The organism is Asticcacaulis excentricus CB 48 (genome assembly GCF_000175215.2).
GTDB classification, from domain to species: domain Bacteria; phylum Pseudomonadota; class Alphaproteobacteria; order Caulobacterales; family Caulobacteraceae; genus Asticcacaulis; species Asticcacaulis excentricus.
The window spans coordinates 12,837-36,363 of record NC_014818.1 but is presented as its reverse complement, the minus strand read 5'-3'; the positions used below and the strand labels follow the sequence as shown (position 1 = coordinate 36,363).

Sequence of the window (23,527 nt, the reverse complement as noted above, 5' to 3'; positions counted from 1 at the left end):
AATTTCACTTTGCAGTCGGTGTCATTTGTCGTATCAATTGAGTGGCGGGCGCAAAGCCGCACACAGGGAGGGGTATTGCATGAAACACGCTGTAGTTGCCATTACGGTGGCGTCGCTTTTGGCCGCGGGCGTGTCAGCGCAGGCGCAGATCTCCTATCAGCCTGCGCCGGTAACAAAGACGCAGGTCTTTACCCTTGAGGCCCGCGACGGGATAAGCTGTAGCAATGGCACGCTGAACTGGCCCGTGACCTTCATTTTCCCAGCCGGTTTGATGGCGCAGATACCTGTAATAAAGAACAGCGACCCCATCACGTTCAATAGTTCGGATCAGGCCTCGCGCAAGGGCTACTCTCTGGCCTTCGACGTGCTGTCCAATGGCCGAATGACCAATATCCGTCCGGCGGGCGGGGATTTGGCGCTGAATAGAAACGCATTTCTACCGGCCTGGGCAGCGGGCTGGAATTTGGGACCACAGGCAAAGCCGCTTACCGGCTGTAAGATGACGTGGGACGTGAAGACGGACTTTTCACCGGAGATGGCCCGCGCCCTGACCTATGAGGCCAGGCATTTGCGCAACTATGCGAGCGGTCTGAAGCTGTCTGATTCGCGTTCGGAGGATTGCCGGGCCGCCGACCGCCGCATTCGTCTGAAAGCCTATCCGGAGGCCAGCCGTCTAAGTCGTAAACCCGGCCGTCCGCAATGGCTGGTCGCGGAATATGATATTTTGGCGAATGGCAAGGTCAAAACCGGCCACCGACTGCGGGGTTCGGGCGAGACGGCGGATCTTGACGCCATTGAAAAGGCCCTTGGCCAGCGCGTCTTCTATCCCGGTCAGGCGGTGGCACAGTGCCTAACCAGCTTTGCTATTCCCGCCGCCGATCTGCCTGTGGAGCAGGGCGTGGGCGAGCTTATGACGCTCAACAATACAACGTTCGGATCGGACGGCGACGGTGACGAGCAAAAGACCTGTCCGGCGGAGGCGCGCAGCCGAGCGATGAGCTTTATTTACCGTCCGGAATATTATCCGGCTCAAGCGGCTCGCCTTGGAGTCGAAGGCGTTGCGATGTTGAGTTTCGACGTTGCGCCCTGGGGGCAGGTGCGGCTGAAATCCAGCTGGAGCCACCCTCTGCCGGAATTTGGTCAGGCGGCTTCAAGTATGCTCACGCAATCGACGTTCAAGGTATCTGAGCGTGGACTGAGTGGTTGTCGTCTGCTGGTCCGTTTTGTCCGCGGAAAGGACGGTTCGGATGAAAACGAAGTGCCCGGCGGTTTGGAAGACTCGGCGTCCTAAAACGCTGGGCCATCCCGCAGCACAAAGCGCTCTGAGCCGTGTTCGGCAGCGTAGGTCTGCGCCTTGGCAGCCAGCGACGCATCGCTCGTCGCGGCAGTGGCCTTGAGCAGCAGCTGATAGACCATCTCCGGTTCGGGCGAGATTTCCTTCCACGCCCACTGTTTGCCATCGCCCGCGAAAGCCGCGTGGAAATCGAGCGCGGTGCGCAAAGACTGCGCCTGCGGCCCCTTGTGCATCCATAGATCGACCCCGACGCAGCGCGACAGGGCGGCAATATCGAGCATCGCCGACAGATTGGTGTAGCTGTAGTGTTGAGAGCGCGTGCGTTCCAGCTCTTTCGGCTGGCGGCCGTCGGCGGCGATCTGCGCGTCGATGCGTTTCGTGAAGCCTTCTGCCACCTGCCGCGCCAGATCGGTTCGCCCGGCAAACAGGGCAAAGGTGATCAACTGATGATCGTAATGGACGGCATGGTTATTCAGCGCCGCGGCTTCCTCCTTGCCCAGCGGATCGGTGACGAACCAGTCGGCCATGTCCGAAAACCACTGTTGCAGACCTGCCGTGTCCTTGGCCGTCAAAGCCCCGGACGGGGCCAGAAGGCCGATGCCTTCGACCACCCCGATCAGGTTTTCCATGTCGATCAGGCCTTCGGCACGGCCTTTGGTGCGGCCGGGCACCCCCTGACCGAAGTTGACATTGGGGTTCATGCGGGTGGCGGGGTCTAGGAACCACACGCGCAGGATCAGAGCCGCCCGCTCGGCATAGGCGCGCTTGCCGGTGAAAAAGTAGGCGAGCGACAGTGCCTCCACCGCATCGGCCATTCGGGTCAGGGCTGTGCGGTCGAAGGCGGCAGTGGCACGCTCCGGGTTGACCTGCCCGTCGCGTCGGATATAGGGCTCGCCGCCCGCCATTGCCGGGTCGGGCCACCAGTAGGGCCCCAGGCTCATATAGTCGTGCCGGTCTCCGGACGGCGGCGTACGCGTCTTATAGGTGACGCTCCACGGCCCGGCGGTCAGGACCTTTTCGGCGTCTTTAATGACTTTCACCACAGCAGGGGCCTCCAGGCCCTTGATCCGAAAGCTCTCAAGCCGGGTCGGGGACCAGCCGAAGGTGCGCCGCCCGTCAAAGGTCGCGCTGTAACCTTTCGTGCCTTCGCATACCGGTGCGGCAGCGACCGCAGAAGCCCCAAGCGACAGGATTAGGCTCAGTGCGATGAGATTACGCATCGGTCTTTGCCTTCAAAATCTTTTCTTCGGCGACCTTTTCGAGCTTGGGCGTCAGGGTGTGGATGACGAGAATGGCCACCAGATAGGCCGAGCCGGCGACGATGAAGATCGGTTGGTACGATTTGAACAGCTCAAGGATATAGCCGTTGTAGGTGGTCATTAGCATTCCGCCGATGGCTCCGGCCATGCCGCCAATGCCGATAACCGAGGCTACGGCCTGTTTGGGGAAGAGGTCCGACGGCAGGGTCATCAGGTTGGCCGACCACGCCTGGTGCGAGGCGGCGGCTAGCCCGATGATGGCGACTGCGGCCCAGAGACTATCGACGAACTGCGCCGCGACGATGGGCGTCACCAGAAGCGCACACATCAGCATGGTGGATTTGCGGGCCGCATTGGGCGTGCGCCCGGCCTTAAGTTGTTTTGACGACGCCCAGCCGCCGAAGATCGACCCGAAATCGGCCAGCAGATAGATGGCAATCAACGGCGGTCCGAAGGTCTTCAGATCAAGGCCATGCCGCTTGTGCAGGAAGTCCGGCAACCAGAATAGATAGAGCCACCAGATGGGGTCGGTCAGGAACTTACCCAGCGCATAGGCCCAGGTCTGACGGAAGGTCAAAAGCTTGAACCACGAGATTTTCGCCGTGGGCGCGGCGGCTTCGGTGGCGCTCGTGTCGTCGGACTGAATATGCGCCAGCTCGGCGGGCGACACCTTCGGATGCTCCTGTGGACGGCGGTACATGATCACCCACGCCACCAGCCACAGGGCGGTGATGATGCCGATGGCGATAAAGGCGGCGCGCCAGCCAAAGGCCAGCGTAATGGCCGGGACGAGCAGGGGCGTGATGATCGGCCCCATGGCGGTCCCTGCGTTGAAGATGCCGACGGCCTGCGCGCGTTCCTTCTGCGGGAACCATTCCGACACGGCCTTAAGCGATGCAGGGAAGGCGCCGGCCTCCCCGAAGCCCAGAACCGAGCGGGCAATGGCGAACTGCGTGATGCTGTGGATCAGGCCGTGACCGATCGAGGCGATGGTCCAGATGGTAAAGGCTACCGCATAGCCGATGCGCACGCCGACGGCGTCGATAACGCGACCGAAGGTGAGGAAGCCAACCGCATAGAAACACTGAAACCAGAAGACGATGTTGGCATAGTCGATCTCAGTCCACTGAAGCTCGCCCTGAAGGGTGGGCTTCAAAATGCCGATCATCTGCCGGTCGATATAGTTGATGCCGATGGCGATGAACAACAGCGCGCAGATCACCCAGCGATAGCGGGTGACCGGGCCCGTCGCGGCCGGTGAGGCAGAGGCGGTCATTCAGAACTCCCTGTCCAGCCTTAAAATGGCTGGAGTTTCATTTATGGAGATAATTGTTTCTCATATAGAAACAAATCTGGCCGGGTTTCAACCCGCTTTTTGGCGATATCCGTTTATTAGAGTGGCCAAAACCTGTTGTCGTAACGCGTTGCAAACGTGCGCCCAGCGTTGTGCAAAGCTTTTTTCATGTCGGGCCCCGTTTTGACTTTTTGTTATCGAGCATACTCATCCGGGCGAAGGGATCAATGCGTTTTTGAAGGCGCCTCGACCAGCGGTGCGCAACGTGGAGATTGTTTGTCACTATATATGGACTATGGAACCATAAAATGGTACGCGTTATTTGTAAGATAAAAAATCGGGTGCAGGGCCCGAAATCGTTGTCCGATAGACCCAATTCCCAGAGACCTTTCCGTGTACGAGCGAACCTTTTACGCCACCCATCCCGATGAATTAATGGGGGCCTCAGCGGATGACCTGCGCGAACGCTATCTTATTGATGGCCTGTTTGTCGCCGATGACATCCGTTTAAATTATGTCCATCAGGAGCGGCTTGTAATCGGTGGCGCCTTACCGGTTAGCGGTTCTGTCGCGCTGCCGGTCATCTCCGAACCGGCGTCTCTGGGCGGTCAGGCCTTCCTATCGAGCCGCGAGATGGCGGCAGTAAATATCGGTCCGGGTGTAGGGATAGTTTGCGTCAACGGCGTGGATTATACGCTGGCTTTGCACGACGCCCTCTATCTGCCCAAGGGGACTGAGTGCGTGGTCTTTCGTTCCCTGACGCCGCAAAACCCGGCCCGCTTTTATCTGGCCTCGACGCCGGCGCATAAGGCATTTGAGGTCAGACATCTGTCCATCGCGGACGTCAATGCGTTGCATCGCGGGGCGCTGGAAACCGCCAATGCCCGCACGATTTACCAGCTCGTGGTGCCGGGCGTGTGCGAATCGGCACAGCTTCTCGTCGGACTGACCCTCCTTCAGCCGGGCAGCGTGTGGAACACCATGCCACCGCACACCCATGATCGGCGTTCGGAGGTCTATTTCTATTTCGACCTCGGCGCCGACGATGCGGTGTTTCACTTTATGGGCCGGCCTGATCAGATGCGGCAAATGGTGGTGCGCAACGAACAGGCCGTTATCTGCCCGCCGTGGTCCGTACATACGGGTGCGGGCACGTCGCGCTATGCCTTTATCTGGTCTATGGGCGGCGAAAACCTCGACTATGACGATATGACCCCGCTCGAAATCTGCCAGTTGTCCTGAGGCGATGAAAAGTGGAAGCTCACGCCTATGACCTGTCCCGCCGCGTCTGAAATCAAAACTACAGAGAGAACGCCCATGAAAACGTTTCTGTTTGCGACCGCCGCCCTTACGACTTGTGTGACGGCGGGCCTGCCCTCAAATGCCGTCTCTGCAACACCGCAACCCGCGCAAAAGGCAACGGCACAGACGGAGGCAGCCATTCCGTACCGTCCGGCGGAGGTCATGGCGCTAGCCGACAAGGTGGCGGCGTATCAGTTAGCCAATCTGGCGGGCGGCGCGATCCCGGCCAATGCCTCTGCCGATACGCCGCACAAGACCGGCTGGGTGCAGGGGGCCCTGTTTGTTGGCCTGACCGAGATGGCCAAACACTCCAGCAATCCGATCTATAAGCAAACCATCCTCGCCCGTGGTCAGGCCAATAAATGGCAACTGGGTCCCACGCCCTACCACGCTGATGATCACGTGATCGGTCAGTCCTATCTGTGGGCCTCGCAGAACGGGGCGGGGCCGGAGGCCATTGCGCCTTTGAAGCAGAGGTTTGACACCATTCTGGCCTTCCCGCCCGAGGTTGGCCTGAAGCACCGGGAATATTCCGATCCGCGTGGCGTCGATTGCGATGAGCGCTGGTGCTGGGTCGATGCGCTCTTCATGGCCCCGCCGGCGTGGTTTGAGCTGTCGCGTGTTACCGGCGATCCGAGGTATGCGGATTACGCCAAGAAAGAGTTTCTGGCGACGACTGACTATCTTTATGATCCGCAGGAGCGCCTCTATTTCCGCGATTCCCGCTTCTTTGATCGCCGCGGGCCCAATGGGGAAAAGGTGTTCTGGAGCCGGGGCGATGGCTGGGCCTTTGCCGGGCTTGCGCGCATGATCCCGCTTCTGCCTGAGGGCGACCCCGTGCGCGGACGCATGCAGACTGTCTTCAAGGAAATGGCGGGCAAGCTGAAAACGATCCAGAAGCCGGATGGCTACTGGTCGCCGTCGCTGTTGTCCGACCCCACCAAGTCGCTGCCGGAATCGAGCGGTACAGCCTTCTTCACCTACGGGTTTGCCTGGGGCATCAAGGCGGGTTTGCTGGACGCGCGGGAATATGAGCCCACCCTGCGCAAGGGCTGGACGGCGCTTGTGCGCGCCGTGCATCCCGATGGCAAGTTTGGCTGGGTACAGCCGGTTTCTGACCGCCCCGAAAACGTCTCCTATGACGACACGCAGTTCTATGGCGTCGGGGCGTTTCTGCTCGCCGCCACGGCGGTGGCCGATCTCGATTTGAAGCCGGGCAAGGATTTGACCGTGCAAAGCGCACCGGTTCCGGTGCAGGCGGTGCTGAACGTTCAGGACGGCGGCACACTGATCAACAATGTGCTGAGCGGCGGTGTCTTCCATTTGCGCAAGGACTACACCGTGCCGGAGTCGCATTTCATTCACGATGGCCTGCTGGCCTTTGAAGGGATCGGCTGGGAATCGGACCTTGCCGCCTACCGCATGTATCTCGATGAGCGTCTGGCCATCGACATCTTCGGCAAAAAAACGCCGGGCCCCATCCTGCACACGATCGGGCACGGCGTTGACAACTATCACGCCATGGCGCCGTGGGGCATGGACATCTTCAAGGTTGGTGACACGGTCGGGATCGGCGGGGTCGGGGTGTTGCGCAATAACCGCGCGACTCAACTGGGCAAGTCGGCCATCACGGCGAAGGTCATCGAAAACGGCCCGGCAGCCGCGATTATCGAAGTGGGCAATACAGGCTTTGACGGGGCCGCGTCGCGTCTGACGACGCGGCTGGAGATCCGCAAGGGCTCGGCCCTGACCCATGTCAGCGCCAAGGGCGAAGGGGGGCAGTCGCCGCTGCTGACGGGCTTTGTCAAACATCCGGGCGTCACGCTTTTGCGGGGGGAAGCCGATGCGTCGGGCTGGGCCTATATCGCCTCCTGGGGCGTTCAATCTCTTGCCGATGACGCGCTTGGCCTCGTTGTGTTTTACCGACCGGAGGCCATCGACGGCGGTGTTCGCGATGACGGCAACTCTGTCTTCGTCACATTCCGGGACCCCCAAAGCGTTCGTTACGCCTTTGGCACGGCGTGGAGTCAGGATCAGCAAGGCGTCAAAACCCTCGACGCCTTCCGGACGTGGCTGGATGCGCGTCGCGCGGAACTGAAGAAGTAAAGACCGCCAACAGTAAGGTGATACCATGCAAAGACGGGATTTTCTGACTGCGGCTGTAGCGGGCACGGCGGCGCTGGGGGCCGGGGCCGCGTCGGCGGCTAAGCCCAAGGTCGCTGCGGCTGAGACGGATCGCGCCTATATGGCCGGGCTGTTGCAAAAGATAGCCGAACCTGTGCTGTCGAACATGGCCAAAGGCCAGTTGAAAGCCCGGTTTCAGCTGGAGGTCAGCCCCACCTGGGATGGGCGCAATCGCGACGTCGCCTATATGGAGGCTTTCGCGCGCCTGATTGCCGGCGTGGCGCCATGGCTGACTCTGCCGGACGATGACACAGCTGAGGGCCGCGTTCGCCGCACACTGACGCAACAGGCCCCAGAAGCCTATGTTCATTCCGTTGATCCTAAGAGCCCCGACTATCTGTTGTGGCGGGGGCACGGTCAGGCGCTGGTCGATTCCGCCTATTTCACCAATGCCCTGATGCGTGCGCCCAAACAGCTCTGGGAGCCGCTTGATGCGACGACCAAATCGCGAATCGTGACCGAGATCAAACAGCTTCGCCGCGTGTCACCGCCCTATACCAACTGGTTGCTGTTTGCCGCCATGAACGAGGTCTTCCTGCTGATGATCGGCGAAGACTGGGACCCCATGCGCGTCGATCTGACGATAAAGAAGATGGAGGAATGGTATGCGGGCGATGGCTGGATCGCGGACGGCACGCGGCTGCACTTCGACTACTACAATTCCTACGTTATCTATCCGATGCTGGTCGAAATCCTTGAGGTACTGGTGCGGCTGAAGCCCAGCTTCAACAACCTCAAGCCAGAGGTCGAACTGCCCAAATGGCAAAAGCGTATGCAGCGCTACGGCGAGCATCTGGAGCGCTTCGTGTCACCGACCGGCACTTATCCACCCGTCGGCCGCTCGTTGACCTATCGCACGGCGGCGTTTCAGCCGCTGGCGCTTCTGGCCTTGCGCAAGGCCCTACCGGCGAAACTCTCCGAAGGGCAGGTGCGCGCGGCCCTGAGCGCCGTGCATCGCGCGGTGTTCAGCGCGCCGTCGAACTTCACTTCGGAGGGGTATCTGACCATCGGTTTTGTCGGACATCACCCGGAACTGGGCGACTGGTATTCGAACAACGGCAGCATGTACATAACGTCAGAGAGCTTTCTAGCACTCGGACTGCCGGCCAGTGACAGTTTCTGGACCGCGCCCGCCGAGGACTGGACTCAGAAGAAGGCCTTTGCTGGTCAGGGCTTCTCGAAGGATTATGCTGTTGATTACTAGGTCGATTATCAAAGCTTTGGCCATTGGGTTGTTCGGACTGTGGGTCGGTCTGCCGCCCGCTGTGGCGCAGACACCGCCGATGCCGGAAGCGATTGACCGCGTCTGGGCGGGCCATAGCGCGCGCTTTGCTATGGCGGTGTCAAAGACCCATCTTTACGTCGCCTATTACGATGCCAATCGGCAACTAACCGTGGCACAGCGCCCGCTGAACAACCCGGCTCACTGGGTCTATCACAAGGTGGATACCTGGCTCGGCTGGGACAGCCATAACTATATCGCCATGGCGCTCGATCCCATAGGGGCGCTGCACGTAGCGGGCAATATGCACGTCGATCCCCTGACCTATTTCCGCAGCGACCCGTCTGGCGATGTGCGCACCTTGAAACGCGTGCCGGTCATGGTCGAGGCGACGCGTGAAGCCCACATGACCTATCCCATCTTCCTGCACGATGGCGACGGGCGTCTGGTCTATAAGTACCGCGATGGGTCAAGCGGCCGCGGCAACGAAGTCTATAATGTCTATGACACTGGCGCCGGGCGCTGGTCTTCACTTACCTCGGCCCCGCTGGTCGATGGCGAAGGGCAGCGCAACGCCTATTTCGTTGGCCCTGTGTCGGGGCCGGACGGTTGGTTTCACATCACCTGGGTGTGGCGCGACTCACCAATGGCCGAGACCAATCATGACCTGTCCTATGCGCGCAGCCGTGACCTGATACACTGGGAAAAGGCTGACGGATCACCACTGCCCCTGCCGATCCGCCTGAAGGACGCCGAAGTCGTCGATCCGGTGCCGGTCAAGGGCGGCATGATCAACAACAACACCGTGATCGGCTTTGATGCCGACAAGCGCGTTACGATCACCTACCACAAGTACGACGCCGCCGGAAACACGCAGATCTGGCTGGCGCGCCGCGAAGGCAAGACGTGGAACCGCCAACAGATCAGCGCCTGGACCAGCTACCGCTGGGACTTTAAAGGCGGCGGCTCGCTCAACAGCGAACTGTTTGTCGAAGGGGCGCGCCCCGGGTCGGCCGGTCAGCTCATTATACCGGTGACGCGGCTGGGGCAGGCGCTGGCGTTCGTCGTCGATTCCCGTACCCTGAAGCCGATCGAGGAGCGCAGGGTCGAAAGCCTCAATGCCCGCGCGGCCGCCCGGATCGGGGTCACGGATGTCAGCCGCGTGCAGACAACCCAGACGACCGGCCCGGACGGCCGGGTGTACACCCTCGTCTGGCAGGCCCTGCCGCCCAATCGCGACCTGCCACAAACGCGTATTCCGGAGCCATCCGACCTGATCCTGCTGACCGACCTGACCGCCTTCGGTCGTTAAAAGCTCGCAAGTAACTGCATAGCCACGGCACCAGTGCCCTTTGAAACCCCTATGCGCTGTGCTGACGCAAGCGCTCGTACAAGAGCCGGGTTTCCAGAAGGTTAGAAATCCGTAAGGCGACTTCGATCACATCAAAGGGCTTGGCCACAAAGTCCTTGGCCCCCAGCGACAGCGCGCGTCGGCGCGCCTGAAGCGTGGTATCCGCCGTCAGCACCAAAACCGGGCGGTATTCATCGGCGCGTTCATGGCGTCCGAAGGCTTCAAGAAGCTGAAACCCGTCCACTTCCGGCATCATCAGGTCGAGAAGCACCAGATCGGGCGCGAGGTCGATGTAGGCTTGCATGGCGCGGGCCGGGTCGGTAATCCCGTGCACATCATTATAGCCTTCGCGCTTCAGCAGCGCGATTAGCAGCAGCACATTGGCCTCTTCATCGTCGATTACGAGGATGCGGCGTGACAAAAGGTCTCCCGGTGCGATCAGGTGTCCCGGCATGGTCGTGGTCTCAGGTCTCTGGTTTATCGGATGTAGGTGAGGCCGCCGGCAGTGTAAACCAGAAGCGCGCCCCCTGCGCCGGGGCCTCATAGCCAATCTCGCCGCTCATGGATTCCACGAGGCGCTTGGACAAGGCGAGCCCCAGCCCTGTGCCTTCGACTCGCGTCTTCGACTGCTGGCCCAGCCGGTCAAACGGCGTGAACAGGCGTGAGGCTGCCGACGGGTCGATGCCTTCGCCATCGTCTTCGACCTCGATGCGAATGTCGTCGCCCTTGCGTCCATAGGCCAGACGCACGCAGGTACCGGTGCGGTTATATTTGGCAGCGTTGGCAATCAGGTTCAGAAGGACCTGTATCAGCCGCCGCCGGTCCGCCTGGGCGATCAGGCCGGGCTCGGCCGCATCAAGCTGGAAGCTCAACCCGCCCGTAGCCACAATTGGGGCAGCCAGTGCGTGCACCTCCTGCACAACGTCGTCCAGATCGACCGCTTCGATCGACATATCGGTCGCCCCGGCTTCGATGCTCGAAATATCGAGAAGGTCGTTGATCAGCGACAGAAGATGTCGTCCGGCCTTCATGATCTGCTGTACGGCGGCCCGGTGCGGCGTCGACAGCGTCTCTTCATCCAATTCCAGCAACTGCCCAAAGCCCAGAATGGCGCTCATCGGTGTGCGCAGTTCGTGGCTGGTCCGCGACAGGAATTCGCTCTTGGCCAAATTGGCGGCAATGGCGTCCTCACGCGCCATGCGCAGCGCCTCTTCGCTGCGGCGGCGTTCGGTCATGTCGCGCGTTACCTTGGCAAAGCCCCGCACCTGGCCATTATCATCGTGCAGGCTGGTGATCACCACATTGGCCCAGAAGCGCGAGCCGTCCTTGCGCAGGCGCCAGCCCTCGTCTTCTACCGTGCCGCGGTCGCGTGCCCGTTGCAACATCTGGGCGGGCAGAAAGTCGCGCGTTTCGTCGGGGTAGAAACGGCTAAAATGCTGCCCCAGAATTTCCGGTGCCGTCCAGCCCTTGATGCGTTCCGCCCCCAGGTTCCAGCTCGTCACCACGCCATCGGGATCAAGCGCAAAAATGCCGTAATCACGCACTTCTTCGATCACGAGGCGGAAGCGTTCCTCGCTTTCGCGCAAGGCCTGTTCACGGCCACGCAAGAGCGCGCTGGCACGCGTCAGCCGTTGCGCCAGCCGCCCGATCTCATCAGCGTCCTGCGGCAGGTCGTTCAGCGCCTCGCCCTGCGCCAGTCGCTCGGCATTGTCCTCAAGGTTGCCGATGCGGCGCACAATGCCGGTCGAGAACAGATAGACGGCCGCCAGACTGCCCAGAAGGCCGACAATGGCGCTGATGGCCGTCAGGAAAAGGAAGCGGTTGCGCACCTCTTCCACGCGGCGCAGCCTTTGATCAAGAAGCGCGTTTTCACGCACCTGAATGCGGTCGATTTCCTGGCGCATGGCGTCGAGCACGATCTTGTTGGATACCAGCGCGGCCTCGATCTCAGCCGTATTGCGTCCGTTGCCGGGTCGACCGTCGGCGAGTTCGACAATAGTGTGCAGGCCTTCTCGTTTGCGCACCGCCAGTGAGCGGATGCGCTCAAACCGCTGCCGGATTTCGGCGTCGCGGATGATTCCGTCCAGTCTGTTAAAGGTCGGCGGCAGATCGGCTTCGGCTTTGCGATAGGGTTCCAGAAACCGCGCCTGTCGTGTCAGCACATAGCCGCGCACCCCGGCGGCGGCTTCGGCCAGAAGGGCGTGGACCTGATAGGTGTCGCGCTGCACGGCGAAGGCGCGGCGCACATCGTCTTCGGCCTGTTCTTCGGCATGGCTGGCCTGAAACAGCAGGCTGAGCGACACCAGCAGGATGGCCAGCGGCAGAGCCACCACCACCAGCCCTTTGAGCGCCAGCGGCCGGTCGGCCCAGAAGCGGGTCAGAAAGCGTGCCAGCCTCATGCCTCACGCCCCGCTGGAAGATGGCGCGACGCCAGTACCGCCGCCTGTGTGCGGTCTGTGACCCCCAGCTTGGCGATCAGCCGCTCGACATGCGCCTTTACCGTCGCTGGGCTGATACCTAAGGACCGCCCGATCTCCTTATTGGTCATGCCTTCGGCGATCAGATGGACGATTTCGCGCTCGCGCCCGGTTAGGCTGGACAGGGCAGTCGGGTCACGTTCAACCGGTTCCGGCGCGCGCATGGCGGCGCTGACGAGATCAAGCGGCAGGGCGGTCTGCCCCTGCGCCACACGCACAATGGCCGCTTGAAGATCGTCAATAGCGGTATCCTTGAGAACATAGCCTGCCGCTCCCGCCGCCAGAGCTTCACGCACATAGGCGGGCAGATCGTGCAGGGTGAGCATCAGCACGCGCGCCGCCAGGCCGAGGGCCGCGATGCGTCGCGTGGCTTCAAGGCCGTCCATATCGCCCTTCAGGCGGACATCCATCAGCACCACGTCCGGACACAAGGCCTCGGTCAGGGCAATAGCGGCCGGGCCATCGGCGGCTTCGCCCACAACGCTGAATCCGCTGCTGGTCAGCACGGCCTTCAGCCCCTCGCGCGCCAGGGCGTGGTCGTCAACAATCAGGATGCGTAAGGGATCGGCGGTCAAAAGGATACACTCACAAAGGTTGGGGCAGGTGGGCTGTAACGCTGACGCCGTCGGGACTGGCCTCCCACAAGAGGTGTCCGCCAATGGCCAGCATGCGCTCGTGCATCACTTCACGCCCCACATGCATGCCTTGCCGCGCCCCCAAGCCGGTGGGCTCTGAGTAACTCAGGCCACGCCCGGCATCGCCTATTTGCAAGGTGATGCCCGAATCTGCATCGGCGCGTAAGCTCAGGGTGACCGGGCAGGGGCCTCCGGCGTGTTTACGGATATTGCTGACGGCCTCCTGCGCCACACGAAACAGGGCGGTTTCGACGGCGGAGGGCAGGGGCATGGCCCCCACAGGCACGTCAAAGGTCACGGTATAACCGTCCGTCTCCAGTGACTCGGCCAGATAGCGCAAGGCGGCGCGCAGACCCAGATCATCTAGAAGGGTGGGGCGCAGACCGCCGATAATGGCCCGGATTTCCTGCACCAGCTCGCGCGCAATCTGCGCCAGACGCGCCCGCTGCGGACCGGCGACGGGTTCCTTTACGCGATCCGTGCCGCCTTCGAGCAGGCGAACCAGCGCCGTCGCTGTCTGAGCCACACCATCGTGCAATTCATGCGACAGGCGGCGGCGTTCGTCTTCCTGCGCTGTGAACAGGCGTCCGACGACGTATTCCAGCCGCTGTTCGCGCTCACGCAGGGTGGCGGTCAGTCGGCCGCGTTCGGCCTCACGCTCGATGCGGCTGGCCGTGGCACCCATCAGTTCCAAAACGAGCCGCACGGCCTCACGGTCTTCGCTATCCGGTATGTCGCTCAGATCAGCGAAGCCGTCGATAATAACGAAGGCGAAAGGAGCCGCAGCCGTGCCTTCGCTCTGACCCGGCGCGCGCAGACCCAGCCCCGGCCCTTGTGGTGCGATAGACGCTCTACCTCGCCCCAGAAAATGCGCCAGTCGCCCGGCGCATGCCTGCAGCACGGTCTCGACCGTGGTCATCTCGGCCAGCGCCAGCTCACCCCCGGCCTGTGACAACAGCCGCAGACGCGCCGCCCGCGCCTCGGCCGCGCGATAAAGCTCTCGCAGTTCGGCGACGGTTTCAATCTGCGTAGACAGCAGGGGAGAGGCGCTTTCCATTGCTTGTCTCTATAACGGGAAAGCCCTGTTGTGCATAGGCCATCCGGCCTAGGCCGCAAGGCGCGCCAGTCGGCGGATGCGCTGCCGTCCCGTCTGCCCCTACCTTCTTCTCACAAGCCGCAACGATGTTGGCGGCGGTTGAAGAGGAAAGGTGCAAAACGATGAAAAAGATGAATTTGAAGGCTGCCTGTCTGGCTCTGGCCTTGCCGCTGGCCTTCGCGGGTGCCCCGGCGCTAGCGGCGGGTAACACGGCTCAGATCAGCCCGGCCGTCTATGCCCCGATCACTGTGGCCGAAGTCGAAGCCGCCCAGAAGGCCTGGGGCGAAGCGCTGGTCGCGATTTCGACCGAAAATGACAAAAACGGCTACGCAGCCGCAAAGCGGCTGGCCGAAAAGGTGCTGGATAGCGCTTACGGCTATAATTACGGCCAGGTGCTGTTCAAGCCGACCCTAACGGTGGCCCCGCAAACCTTCCGCACGACCCGTGACGGTGCGCTGGCGTATTTTGTCGGCGGCGACACCAAGTTCCCAAACGATAAGGGCTTTGCCCTAAAGAGCTGGCGTGGCTTCAAGATCGATAATGCCGGCATCGTTATCACTGGCGACAGCGCCATTTCGATGGGCAATGTCACCCTGACCGACGCGAAGGGCAATGTCACCGTGGTGGACAAGACCTGGGGCTATATCCGGGACGGCGAAGGCAAGCTGCGCATCGTTCTGCACCATTCCTCCCTGCCCTACTCGGCTAAGTAATACCCCCCTTACTTAAGCCGTGTGCAGGCGGGTCAGGCGCTGACCCCCCGACTTCTGATCCGCCTGCGTCTTTTCTTTCTTTCAAGGTCCGTTTGATGTTTCGCATATCCCGGCTGGTGCCGCTCGCTTTTGGTTGTCTTATGCCTTTTGCCGCTCACGCGGCGAGCGAAGACACTGCCGTGTGGGGTGGTCTGCATTCCCATTTCAAGGTAAATGGCCAGGTCTCTGCTACGGTCGAAGTGCAAAAGCGCTTTAACAATGACGCCTCGCGTCTGGGACAGTATCTTATCCGCCCCAGCGTCAGTTATGGTTTCAGCCCAACCACCCGCGGGAGCTTGGGCTATGCCTTCGTGCAAACCAATCCGCCGGGGCCGGCTAAAACGGATGAACACCGTCTGTGGCAACAACTGACTTACCGCGTAGCGGCCTTTGAGGGCGGTGCGGTTTTGAACGGGCGCACGCGTCTGGAGCAAAGGCGGATAGACGGGCGTGACGATATGGGCTGGCGTCTGCGTCAGCAGCTTCGCTTCAGCAAGCCGCTCACTCAAAAAGTCAGTGGTGTCGTGTGGAGCGAGGCCTTCTGGGCCGCCAACACCACGGACTGGGGACAACGCGAGGGCCTTGAGCGCTGGCGTAACAGCGTCGGCGTATCGGTGCCCCTGACGTCCCGCCTGACCCTTGAGCCGGGATATATTCATCAGTGGGTGCGCCGTCCGGGCGAAGACGCTGTTGATCATATTCTCAGCCTCAGCCTGACCGCGCAGTTTTAAAGGATTTTCGTATGAGCGTCGCGCATCTGGCCATCATGGCCGCATTTTTCTTTGGTCCGTCGGACTCGACTCCGGTCGAAAACATGCGCCTGTCCAAGGGCTTGGCTAAGCTTGAGCCGGCACATTTTGCACGCCGCGCCCTCATCAAGGGCGACCACCTTGACGATGCAATTCTTCTGTCAACCGTGAAAGCGACGCGCAAACCGGGGCCGGCCAATGGGGCCTATATCTGGGACGGCCACGTTCAGGTACGCATAGACCGGCAGACAGGTCAGGCACGCTGGGAGGTCTGGCACGACCTTACCTATAGCGGGGCACGACGTGAGATATCAGAGGTGCGCTATCAGATCGGTGACCGCCTTGTGAAGGTCAAACCGAGCACAGTGACACACTGGATCGACTACTGCCCGGCGTTTGAAATGCCCGGTGAATGCAGCCAGTTTACGCGCGTGGTGTTCGAGGTGCCTGAAGAGGATATCCGCGCCATGGCCCAGTCCTATCAGCCACAATCGCGCACGCCGTGGCTGTTCCGCCTGAAAGAAGCCCGTGGGGAAGATGTGACTATCGGCGTCGCCCCCGCCGAGGTAGCGGGTGCGTGGCAGGCGCGATATGCGTTGAATTAGGAGCGTTGTCAGCTCAGTCTGGACGCACAATAAATCTAAAGTGTCGTTTTAGAGTGTAATTTCAAAACAACTGCATCTTGCTTGTCGGATTTCGTGTTGGGTTCTCTGATCGCGGTTTGAATGCAACTGCACTATCAAAAAAGGGCCAGACCCACCGGGTCCGGCCCTCAATCATTACAATTGGCCGCTTTGCTCAGAAAACGGCGCGCAGTTTCAGTGTCACCGGCACCACCAGCCGGTTACCTTCTTCGTTGATTGAGGCGAGGCCCAGACCGCCTACGGCGCTGTCATTGCCGTCCAGCTTGCCATAGTAGCGCAGGCCCGTTTCCGCGATCAGTGAGACATTTTCCGACATCTTATAGCTGACGCCCGCTTCCGCCCCGGCGGTGAGGATCGTCGTGTCGTCATAGAAGGGCACGTTGCGCAGAGCCTGATTGATGGTCAGGTCCGGGATGGTGAAGGTGGCGCGGATTTCGTCGATCTTGCTGACGCCGATGCGTCCGGCGATATAGGGCTCGAACGTGCCGCCTTCGTTAAACCACTGACGCGCACCGACAGAAACGCCAATGCCCTTGTATTCGCCAAAGCGGCCATAGACCGGGACTTCGGCCACGGTGCTGGTGCCATTGACCACAGCGGCAGTGCCGACCTGTGTCGAGCCTTCATCGGCCTTTACATACTCAAAGTTGCCGAACAATTCGCGACCATCACCAATGCCATAGGTGGCTTCGAAGTTCAGCGCCGTAGCGTTGTCGTAAATATCGTCGAATCCACGCGACTGAATGCGCAACTGACCGGCATTGCCGGTGGCCGTCAGGGCAGTGGGCAGGGCTGGCGCGCCGGCATCGCGCAGCGAGGCAATGGTTGCCAGCGGAATCTGACCCGTCGTTGTGCCGCCGTGGACATCGCCGGAAACCGGGACTTCAGTTCCAATGCTGCCGCTGACGGCCCAGCGCCCGGAATCCACGGGCCCGGCATGGGCCACAGACGCCAGAGACAGGGACGCAAGAGCGGGCGCGCAAAGCAGGGTGAGTGCAAGCGTTTTCATAAGAATTCCATAAGGTTAGAGGTCTATCCAAAACGCACGTTCAATCATCGCGATGTGCCTCTGGTACGTCGTGACCTCGTCTTCGGATTTCTTGAGATGCCCTCCTTATGTGCGCGTCTGTCGCTGCGCCAGCTGATGATCGTAGAGGGAGGGGGCGGCTTCGATGCAGACATTGATGCCCTCGATCCGCGCGGCGTCGGGATAGATCACGCTCAGGCGGCGGTTTCCATAGACGCCGATGACGTTTTCCCCGATCCCCTGTTTCAGACCGCGCAGGGTGACTTCGGCGCTCCACGGCGCACCACCTTCGATCACGACTTCGAGGTTCCACGTTGAGTTGTGCAGACCGTGATTGGGCTGCCAGTAGGGGGCGCCGCCCCCGGCCCAAGTGTCGTGCACCCAGACGCCGTCCGCTTTTTTGGGGCGGATGTGCAGACGCACGGCGTCAAACAGGTTCTCATGGTTGGCCCCGGCATGCTGATCGATCAGGCCGCGCATCAGGACGACGGCGCGCGAATAAACGGCGCGCGTTGCCTGCGTATTGACGCTTAAAGGATGAACGACCGGATTAGCGACCCGCACGTCCTTGACCAGCACATTGTGGGCATTGCCGACGTGTACCGAATAGTGGGCTTCGCGCGCTCCGGTCGTTGCTATGCCGCTAAGGGTAAGGCTGGCGCTGTCATAGGTCAGGATGCCGGAATCGGCATTGTGTATGGTGACGTCGCGCACCCAGCCGTCAAACATCTCATTGAGCGCGATGGCATTATAGCCCTCTTCCAGATGATGGCCGAAGGCGGGCGCGTCGGGAAATTCGATGCGCAGGCCCTGAATGCCGACATCGGTCAGAAAGGCCCTGCGCACAAGGCGCGCCGGTTGCGCCGCCGAGACGGCGTGCAATAACGGATCCCCCAACTCCAGCCGCCTGCCTTTGACCGAAATGACACGGGTGGTCTGGCTGATCAGGGCGCGTGCCGGATTGTCGTAGTGACGTTGCCCCAGGGTGCGCGTGGTGTCGCCATAGAGCGAGCGCAGGATGGCACTGTCGCGGCCCTTGTCGGCGAACCACTGGATCTGGAGGATCTGACCGGGCGTGATTCCCGAAGCGTCAGCCACCTCCAGCTGCCGCGTCCATTTAGCGCCCGAAGCCCCGGCGGTCACGATGTCGGGCGGCGTGTCGTATTCCGGCAGGTACTCAGCGTAGCGCACGCCGGGAATCCCAACGCGGATAAAACCTTCGCTCCAGCTATATTCGCTGAACCAGTAGTCGATATTGCGGTCCTTTTCGACCTGCCGTTTGTTTTCCTTACGGATATACTCGCGGAGTTCTTTCAGGGTCTGGGTTTCGTCCACCAGACGCAGCGGGCGCGGGAAATAGAGTGTGGTGCCTTCGTCGTCCTGTCCGGCCCCCTCAAAGACAAAATTGCTGCGTTCGATGCGGAGCACCTCGGTCAGGACGAAGCGTCCCGCCGGAAAGCGCAGCGTTACCTTCCCTTCAACCCTGTGCGCCGCCGCCAGCGCCTCACGCACAGCCGGGGAATCGTCGGTCTCTCCGTCGCCCTTCGCGCCGAAGCTTCTGACGTCGATGACCGTGCCCGGTTCAGACGGAATCGGCGCCACGCCGAAGCCGTAACCCGCGTAGGAATAGTCAGGTAGCCCCTTCAGCGAGGGCAGGGTGTGGGTACGCGTAAACGGCGTCCGCGACAGGGCCTCACCCGACAGCCCCATGCCCGTCAGGCCCGCCCCCGCGAGGGCAGACAGTTGGCGCAGCGTGTCGCGGCGGGAGGGCGTGTCAGACATGGCGGTATTCCTTTCATCGGGCGGGTGCGTCTGGAGACTCCCCCAGAGACTCTCGACGTATCAGGGACGAGGCGACCATGGAGGGCAGGGCCGCGGGGTCCTCGCCCACTGGCAGGGTTTCAGGGACCAGCTTGTGCACGGCCAGCACGCCCATTTCGATCACTGGCCAGTGGACCGTGGTCAGGGTTGGCCAGAGCTGCACAGCGACCGGTCCATCGTCAAAGCCGACAATCGACAGGTCGTGCGGCAGCCTCAGCCCCTTTTCATGCGCCGCCCGCACCACGCCGGCGGCCATGGAATCATTGCTGGCGAAAATCACGCTCGGCGGTTGCGACAGGCTGAGCAGGGTCTCACCGGCGGCAAGGCCAGAGTCGAACGTATAGCGTCCGTCAGCAAACAGCGTTTCGTCCGGGGTGACCCCGGCCGCCGCCAGCGCCTGACGGAATCCCGCTTCGCGCTCCCGCGCCGACAAGAAGCCTTTGGGGCCGCGCACAAAGCCGATGCGCTTATGACCGAGGGCGACGATGTCGCGCACCGCGTCCATCACCGCTGCGCGGTCGTTCGACCATACGCTGCGAGACATCATATCGAGCTGGGCCGAGCCGACGCGCACATATTTGACGTTCAGCCTCTGGCACATCTCACCAATATCGTCGCGCTCGGACAAGGGCGGCAGGAAGATAGCCCCCATTGGTTTCTGACGCGCCAGAAAAGTCTCGATCTCACTCAGAAGTTCCGGCGACTCGCGGTTGACCGGTCGCACGGCCAGAGCCAGCTCGCTGTCGCCAATGGCCGACAGGACGCCGCGCTGAAACGTCATGGCCATGGGCGAGGTCGAGTCGTGGATGAACAGCACAATCACAAAATTCTTGCGAAAGGCCAGCGCGCGCGCCTGCGCATTGGGCACAAAGCCCAGAGTCTCGATCGCGGCCTCGACCTTTGCCCGCGTGGTGGCCTTCATCGGTTCGCGATTAAGCACACGGCTGACCGTCTTTTTCGATACCCCGGCAAATTCGGCGACATCGGTAATGGTCAGGGCTGACCCCGGCTTGCGCACAGAGGGGCCAAGAGGGGCCGCGTTGCGGTCCTTGGGGGCCGGGGTCCGTTTGGTGTCGTCCACGCTGTTTACGCCTGTTTAGAATTTCTTTGTTACGCTGAGGGAATAGGTGATGCCGTCGTAATCTGCAACGCGGTTAAAGGCCTCGACGCCTTCGTATTCCTCGCGCCGCGAATTGGTGAGGTTATAGACCTCAAGGCGCACCTCCGTCGTGGCATTTGGCGTGTAAGCACCGGAGAAGTCGAGCTGACCGCGCGGCCGCACGCGGCTGGAGGAGCCGGTAAAGGTCGAGCCGCCTTCGAGCAGGATATCGGACGCGTAGTTATAGGCCAGACGCGCCTGCCACTTGTCGTCTTCGTAATAGCCGATCAGGTTGTAGGTGCTGTCGGCCACGCCATAGAGCTTGGAGCCATTGGCCCCGCTGGAGGTGACCTTAGTGGCGTTGAAGACCATGCCGAAATTCTTCCAGAGGCCGGGGAGGAAGGAGAAGTCCTGCTGAACCTGGAATTCAAAGCCCTCGACCGTAATGGCGTTCGGGTCATTGATGGTGCGGTTAATCGTGATGCGCTGATTGCCGAGGTCGGTCGTGGCCCCCTGCTGAATGCGGCAGAAGCCCGTGCCATCGACATAGAGCGGCCCGAAGGTCTGACCCTCGGCGCTGAAGCTCTGCCCCACCGGGCAGTAGTTGTTCTGCAGGACGATATTGTTTTCGATCTTTTTGTGGAAGTAGCCAAGCGCCACCACATTGCCCCGGCGATTATACCACGACAGGCCCAGATCAAACGCCTTGGAGCTGCGCGGTTTCAGGTCAAAGCGGTTCATGTCGATGCGGATGGAGCTGAGCGACTCGCCCGTATCCGGATCGACATTTTCCAACACGCGGGTAGGAGCGGGTGAAAACTCCACCATATCAAAGGCTTCAAACGTCTCGTAATAGGCGGCGCGCGCCAACAGCTTGGGCGTCAGATCGACGATCAGGTTCATCGACGGCAAAAGCGCATCATAACTGCCGCCGGCCGGCTCCGGCGGCAGGAAGTAGCCGGGTCGGAAGTCGGTGCTGGTGAAGCCCAGCGCCTGATAGAAGTTCAGCGCCTGATCCTCGATCAGGCCCGACAGGTCGGCCTTGACGTAGCGCAGGCCCAGATTGCCGCGCACCTTAAGGTCCATCACTTCGGAAAAGTCGAAACGCGTCAGGGCAAAGGCTTCGAGGTTTTCGCGCGAGGCGCGGAAGTTCTGACCGGCCACGCGGTTGAGCGGGAAGCGCTGGATCATGCCCGACAATTCGTTGCGCGGGGCCAGCTCAAGGATTTTTGCATAGGTGATACGGTTGCGCGCCGCCGGCGTCAGTTCCGGGAAGAAGGTGGCCAGTTGCGCCGCCGTCATGGTGAAACCGACATTGGTTGGCACGGTGTTAAGCACCGGGAAGATCTGCTGCTGGATCAGGCGGTAATCGACCGACCAGAAGTTATCAATTTCGGCATGGGGCGCGCCTGAGCCGAAGAAGTTGCCGCCCTTGGTGACTGCATCGTTCAGCTTGAAAATGTCGTTGGTCAGATTGTTCAGCTGAAGGCCCAGATTGGCGTTTTCCTGATAGATTTGCCGGGCCTTTTCCTTCGAATAATAGACGCCGAACTCGATGCTGGTGATGGGGCCGAAATCGAGTTCGCGTACCGCCTTTAGGTCCAGCGCATAGAGGCTACGCCGCACCCGATGATTGGCTCCGCTGGCGGTAAAGACGACGTTTTCCGGGCGCAGACCATTGCGCGCCTGAATGGCATTGCCGGCACTGACCGTATAGGGGCCCACGACGTTCAGCAGTCGCGCGGGCAGGTTGAGATCGAGGCGGTAGTTCCTGTAATCGCCAAGGCCGGTATCAAGCACGGCGGTGATGCCATTGGTCGTATCGTCGATGCCGTCGCCATTGGTGTCGGTGCGGCCCGTCGTCGGCTGAACACGTTGCTCATAGAGGTATTCATCGCGCGTGCCCAAGGCTTCGGAAAGGGTGCCAATGGCATCAATGCGCCAGGCCCCGGTGCGGAAGTTGATCTGCGGATAGAGGGCAAAGCTTTCGTCAACTGACGGCATGCCGCGGTTGCCAATGGGCAGTTGTACGTCGCTGGCCTGAACCTTGTTGACCACATAGACGTTTTCGATGGTGCCGTCGGATCCGCGGTCGAACTGCCCGACCTTCACCGGATTGCTGAGCGGCGTCACAATGCCGGTCGTGTCTGAGGCGAAGGCCGTGAGGATGTCGAGATTGGCCTCATCCAGATCGCGGCGTGTGGCAATCGCATCGAGGCGCACATTTAGGGCGTCATTGACGCGCCATTCAAAGCCCGCGGCACCCGACAGGCGATAGCCGTCGGAGGTGCGCGAATACTGCCGCACTTCGGATGGATAGACGACCTGATTGGCGACGCCGTCCGTGGTGGCCGGAATGGCGAAGGCGGGATTACCCGCCGCCAACTGCGTCAGGCGGGCCTGCGTATAGGCCGTATAGGCATTGATGCGGATGGTGTCGCGGCGGAACAGCTGGCGCGAGTAGGACAGGGTGCCGTAGATGCCAAAATCCGGTGACAGCTTCTTCGAGCCCGTGACGAAGAAGGCGGGGTTGAGCTTGGCCGTGGTCTCTTCCCATTGCGCTTCGGCGCGGAAGACGCCGCCTTCCTTGCGCGACAGGGCCGGGCGGATGCGCAGATTGACTACCGAGCCCAGCCCCCCCGCCGGCATGTCGGCCGAGAAGGATTTGACCACATCGGCCCCGCCAAAGATCGAAGCGTCATAGATGCCGAACGGATTGCCCGATCCGCGCGTACCCAGAGTCGGGGCGGCGATGCTTTGTCCCATCACGGTCGTCTTGGTGTATTCGCTGGGCAGGCCGCGCACGCTGATCGTCGCGTCACGGCGGTCGTCGGAGCGGTTGATCTGCACGCCGGGGATGCGTTGCAGTGCCTCCCCCAGATTAAGGTCGGGGGTCGAGCCGATATCATCGGCGGAGATCCCATCGAGGATGACATCCGATTTGCGGCGGATTTCCAGCGCGTCATTCAGCGACCCGCGAATACCGCGCACTACGACGACTTCGACGCCGTCGTTAGCGGTGGCGGGCTCTGCGGCCTGGCTGGTCTGGGCCATGGCGGGGTTCAGCCCGGCCAGAAGGGTAAGGGCGGAAGCGGCGACGGTTGATAGGCAGGCCGCCTTGAAGGGCCGGGCGCCCGTCAGGAAAGATGGCATCATGGGTGTTCCTCCGCGGGCTTTTTTTATCTACGCCCGGCTATGGGTATGGCGTAAATCGAATCCGATACCGGTGTCAAGTTTGAATCCGACACTCAATCCTTTGTCTTTAAAGAAAGGTGTTCGACTTAAGTCGTAGATCCGGGATTGAAATAGACACCGGTATCT

The 23,527-nt window shown here is 61.3% G+C and carries 18 protein-coding genes; 8 read left to right on the top strand and 10 right to left on the bottom strand.

Features of this window, described 5'->3' with window-relative positions; translation table 11 throughout:
* Positions 1-79 precede the first annotated feature (79 nt).
* Positions 80-1,291: an energy transducer TonB gene (locus ASTEX_RS17645; RefSeq protein WP_013480997.1), complete on the top strand. Its 1,212-nt coding sequence runs from the start codon at positions 80-82 to the stop codon at positions 1,289-1,291.
* On the opposite strand, the gene ASTEX_RS17640 is transcribed toward ASTEX_RS17645, so the two are convergent.
* Together ASTEX_RS17640 and ASTEX_RS17635 are read right to left on the bottom strand one after the other, a co-directional pair.
* Positions 1,288-2,514: an alginate lyase family protein gene (locus ASTEX_RS17640; protein ID WP_013480996.1), complete on the bottom strand. Its 1,227-nt coding sequence runs from the start codon at positions 2,512-2,514 to the stop codon at positions 1,288-1,290. The genes ASTEX_RS17645 and ASTEX_RS17640 overlap by 4 nt on opposite strands.
* Positions 2,507-3,829: an MFS transporter gene (locus ASTEX_RS17635; protein WP_013480995.1), complete on the bottom strand. Its 1,323-nt coding sequence runs from the start codon at positions 3,827-3,829 to the stop codon at positions 2,507-2,509. Before ASTEX_RS17635 ends, ASTEX_RS17640 begins: the two co-directional genes overlap by 8 nt.
* 411 nt (positions 3,830-4,240) lie before the next feature.
* Between ASTEX_RS17635 and kduI the strand changes: the two genes are divergently transcribed.
* From kduI to ASTEX_RS17615, 4 genes are all read left to right on the top strand, one after another.
* On the top strand, positions 4,241-5,089 hold the full coding sequence (kduI, locus tag ASTEX_RS17630) for a 5-dehydro-4-deoxy-D-glucuronate isomerase (RefSeq protein WP_013480994.1): 849 nt from the start codon (positions 4,241-4,243) through the stop codon (positions 5,087-5,089).
* A 75-nt stretch (positions 5,090-5,164) separates the two neighbouring features.
* On the top strand, positions 5,165-7,255 hold the full coding sequence (locus ASTEX_RS19555) for a glycoside hydrolase family 88 protein (protein WP_013480993.1): 2,091 nt from the start codon (positions 5,165-5,167) through the stop codon (positions 7,253-7,255).
* Between the two features lie 25 nt (positions 7,256-7,280).
* Entirely contained in the window at positions 7,281-8,537 is a 1,257-nt protein-coding gene (locus ASTEX_RS17620) for a DUF2264 domain-containing protein (protein ID WP_013480992.1), read from the top strand.
* Complete coding sequence (locus ASTEX_RS17615) at positions 8,521-9,867, top strand: BNR repeat-containing protein (RefSeq protein ID WP_013480991.1); 1,347 nt, start codon at positions 8,521-8,523, stop codon at positions 9,865-9,867. Before ASTEX_RS17620 ends, ASTEX_RS17615 begins: the two co-directional genes overlap by 17 nt.
* 49 nt (positions 9,868-9,916) lie before the next feature.
* Here the strand turns inward: ASTEX_RS17615 and ASTEX_RS17610 are convergent, their stop codons facing one another.
* Genes ASTEX_RS17610 through ASTEX_RS17595 form a run of 4 tightly spaced genes read right to left on the bottom strand, consistent with a single transcriptional unit; the run spans position 9,917 to position 14,075 of the window.
* Positions 9,917-10,360, bottom strand: coding sequence for a response regulator (locus tag ASTEX_RS17610; protein WP_013480990.1), 444 nt, complete (start codon positions 10,358-10,360; stop codon positions 9,917-9,919).
* Positions 10,361-10,370: 10 nt separating this feature from the next.
* Positions 10,371-12,305, bottom strand: a complete 1,935-nt coding sequence (locus ASTEX_RS17605) for a sensor histidine kinase (protein ID WP_013480989.1) — start codon at positions 12,303-12,305, stop codon at positions 10,371-10,373.
* Positions 12,302-12,958 carry a response regulator gene (locus ASTEX_RS17600; protein ID WP_013480988.1) on the bottom strand — a complete coding sequence of 219 codons (657 nt, stop codon included), beginning with the start codon at positions 12,956-12,958 and terminating at the stop codon, positions 12,302-12,304. The genes ASTEX_RS17605 and ASTEX_RS17600 overlap by 4 nt, the downstream gene beginning before the upstream one ends.
* A 10-nt stretch (positions 12,959-12,968) precedes the next feature.
* On the bottom strand, positions 12,969-14,075 hold the full coding sequence (locus ASTEX_RS17595; protein ID WP_013480987.1) for a sensor histidine kinase: 1,107 nt from the start codon (positions 14,073-14,075) through the stop codon (positions 12,969-12,971).
* Between the two features lie 161 nt (positions 14,076-14,236).
* Between ASTEX_RS17595 and ASTEX_RS17590 the strand changes: the two genes are divergently transcribed.
* From ASTEX_RS17590 to ASTEX_RS17580, 3 genes are all read left to right on the top strand, one after another.
* The gene (locus ASTEX_RS17590; protein ID WP_013480986.1) at positions 14,237-14,827 is read left to right on the top strand and encodes a hypothetical protein; all 591 of its coding nucleotides are present in this window, start codon (positions 14,237-14,239) and stop codon (positions 14,825-14,827) included.
* A gap of 140 nt (positions 14,828-14,967) precedes the next feature.
* Positions 14,968-15,597, top strand: a complete 630-nt coding sequence (locus ASTEX_RS17585; protein ID WP_245532589.1) for a DUF2490 domain-containing protein — start codon at positions 14,968-14,970, stop codon at positions 15,595-15,597.
* A gap of 11 nt (positions 15,598-15,608) precedes the next feature.
* Complete coding sequence (locus ASTEX_RS17580; RefSeq protein ID WP_013480984.1) at positions 15,609-16,220, top strand: hypothetical protein; 612 nt, start codon at positions 15,609-15,611, stop codon at positions 16,218-16,220.
* 193 nt (positions 16,221-16,413) lie between these two features.
* Here the strand turns inward: ASTEX_RS17580 and ASTEX_RS17575 are convergent, their stop codons facing one another.
* The 4 genes from ASTEX_RS17575 to ASTEX_RS17560 all read right to left on the bottom strand — a co-directional run bounded on the left by ASTEX_RS17575 (position 16,414) and on the right by ASTEX_RS17560 (position 23,362).
* Positions 16,414-17,268 carry a hypothetical protein gene (locus tag ASTEX_RS17575; protein ID WP_013480983.1) on the bottom strand — a complete coding sequence of 285 codons (855 nt, stop codon included), beginning with the start codon at positions 17,266-17,268 and terminating at the stop codon, positions 16,414-16,416.
* 105 nt (positions 17,269-17,373) lie between these two features.
* On the bottom strand, positions 17,374-19,068 hold the full coding sequence (locus ASTEX_RS17570; RefSeq protein WP_013480982.1) for a glycosyl hydrolase family 28-related protein: 1,695 nt from the start codon (positions 19,066-19,068) through the stop codon (positions 17,374-17,376).
* Positions 19,069-19,081: 13 nt separating this feature from the next.
* Positions 19,082-20,188, bottom strand: a complete 1,107-nt coding sequence (locus ASTEX_RS17565) for a LacI family DNA-binding transcriptional regulator (protein ID WP_013480981.1) — start codon at positions 20,186-20,188, stop codon at positions 19,082-19,084.
* A gap of 15 nt (positions 20,189-20,203) precedes the next feature.
* The gene (locus ASTEX_RS17560) at positions 20,204-23,362 is read right to left on the bottom strand and encodes a TonB-dependent receptor (RefSeq protein WP_013480980.1); all 3,159 of its coding nucleotides are present in this window, start codon (positions 23,360-23,362) and stop codon (positions 20,204-20,206) included.
* Positions 23,363-23,527: the final 165 nt, after the last annotated feature.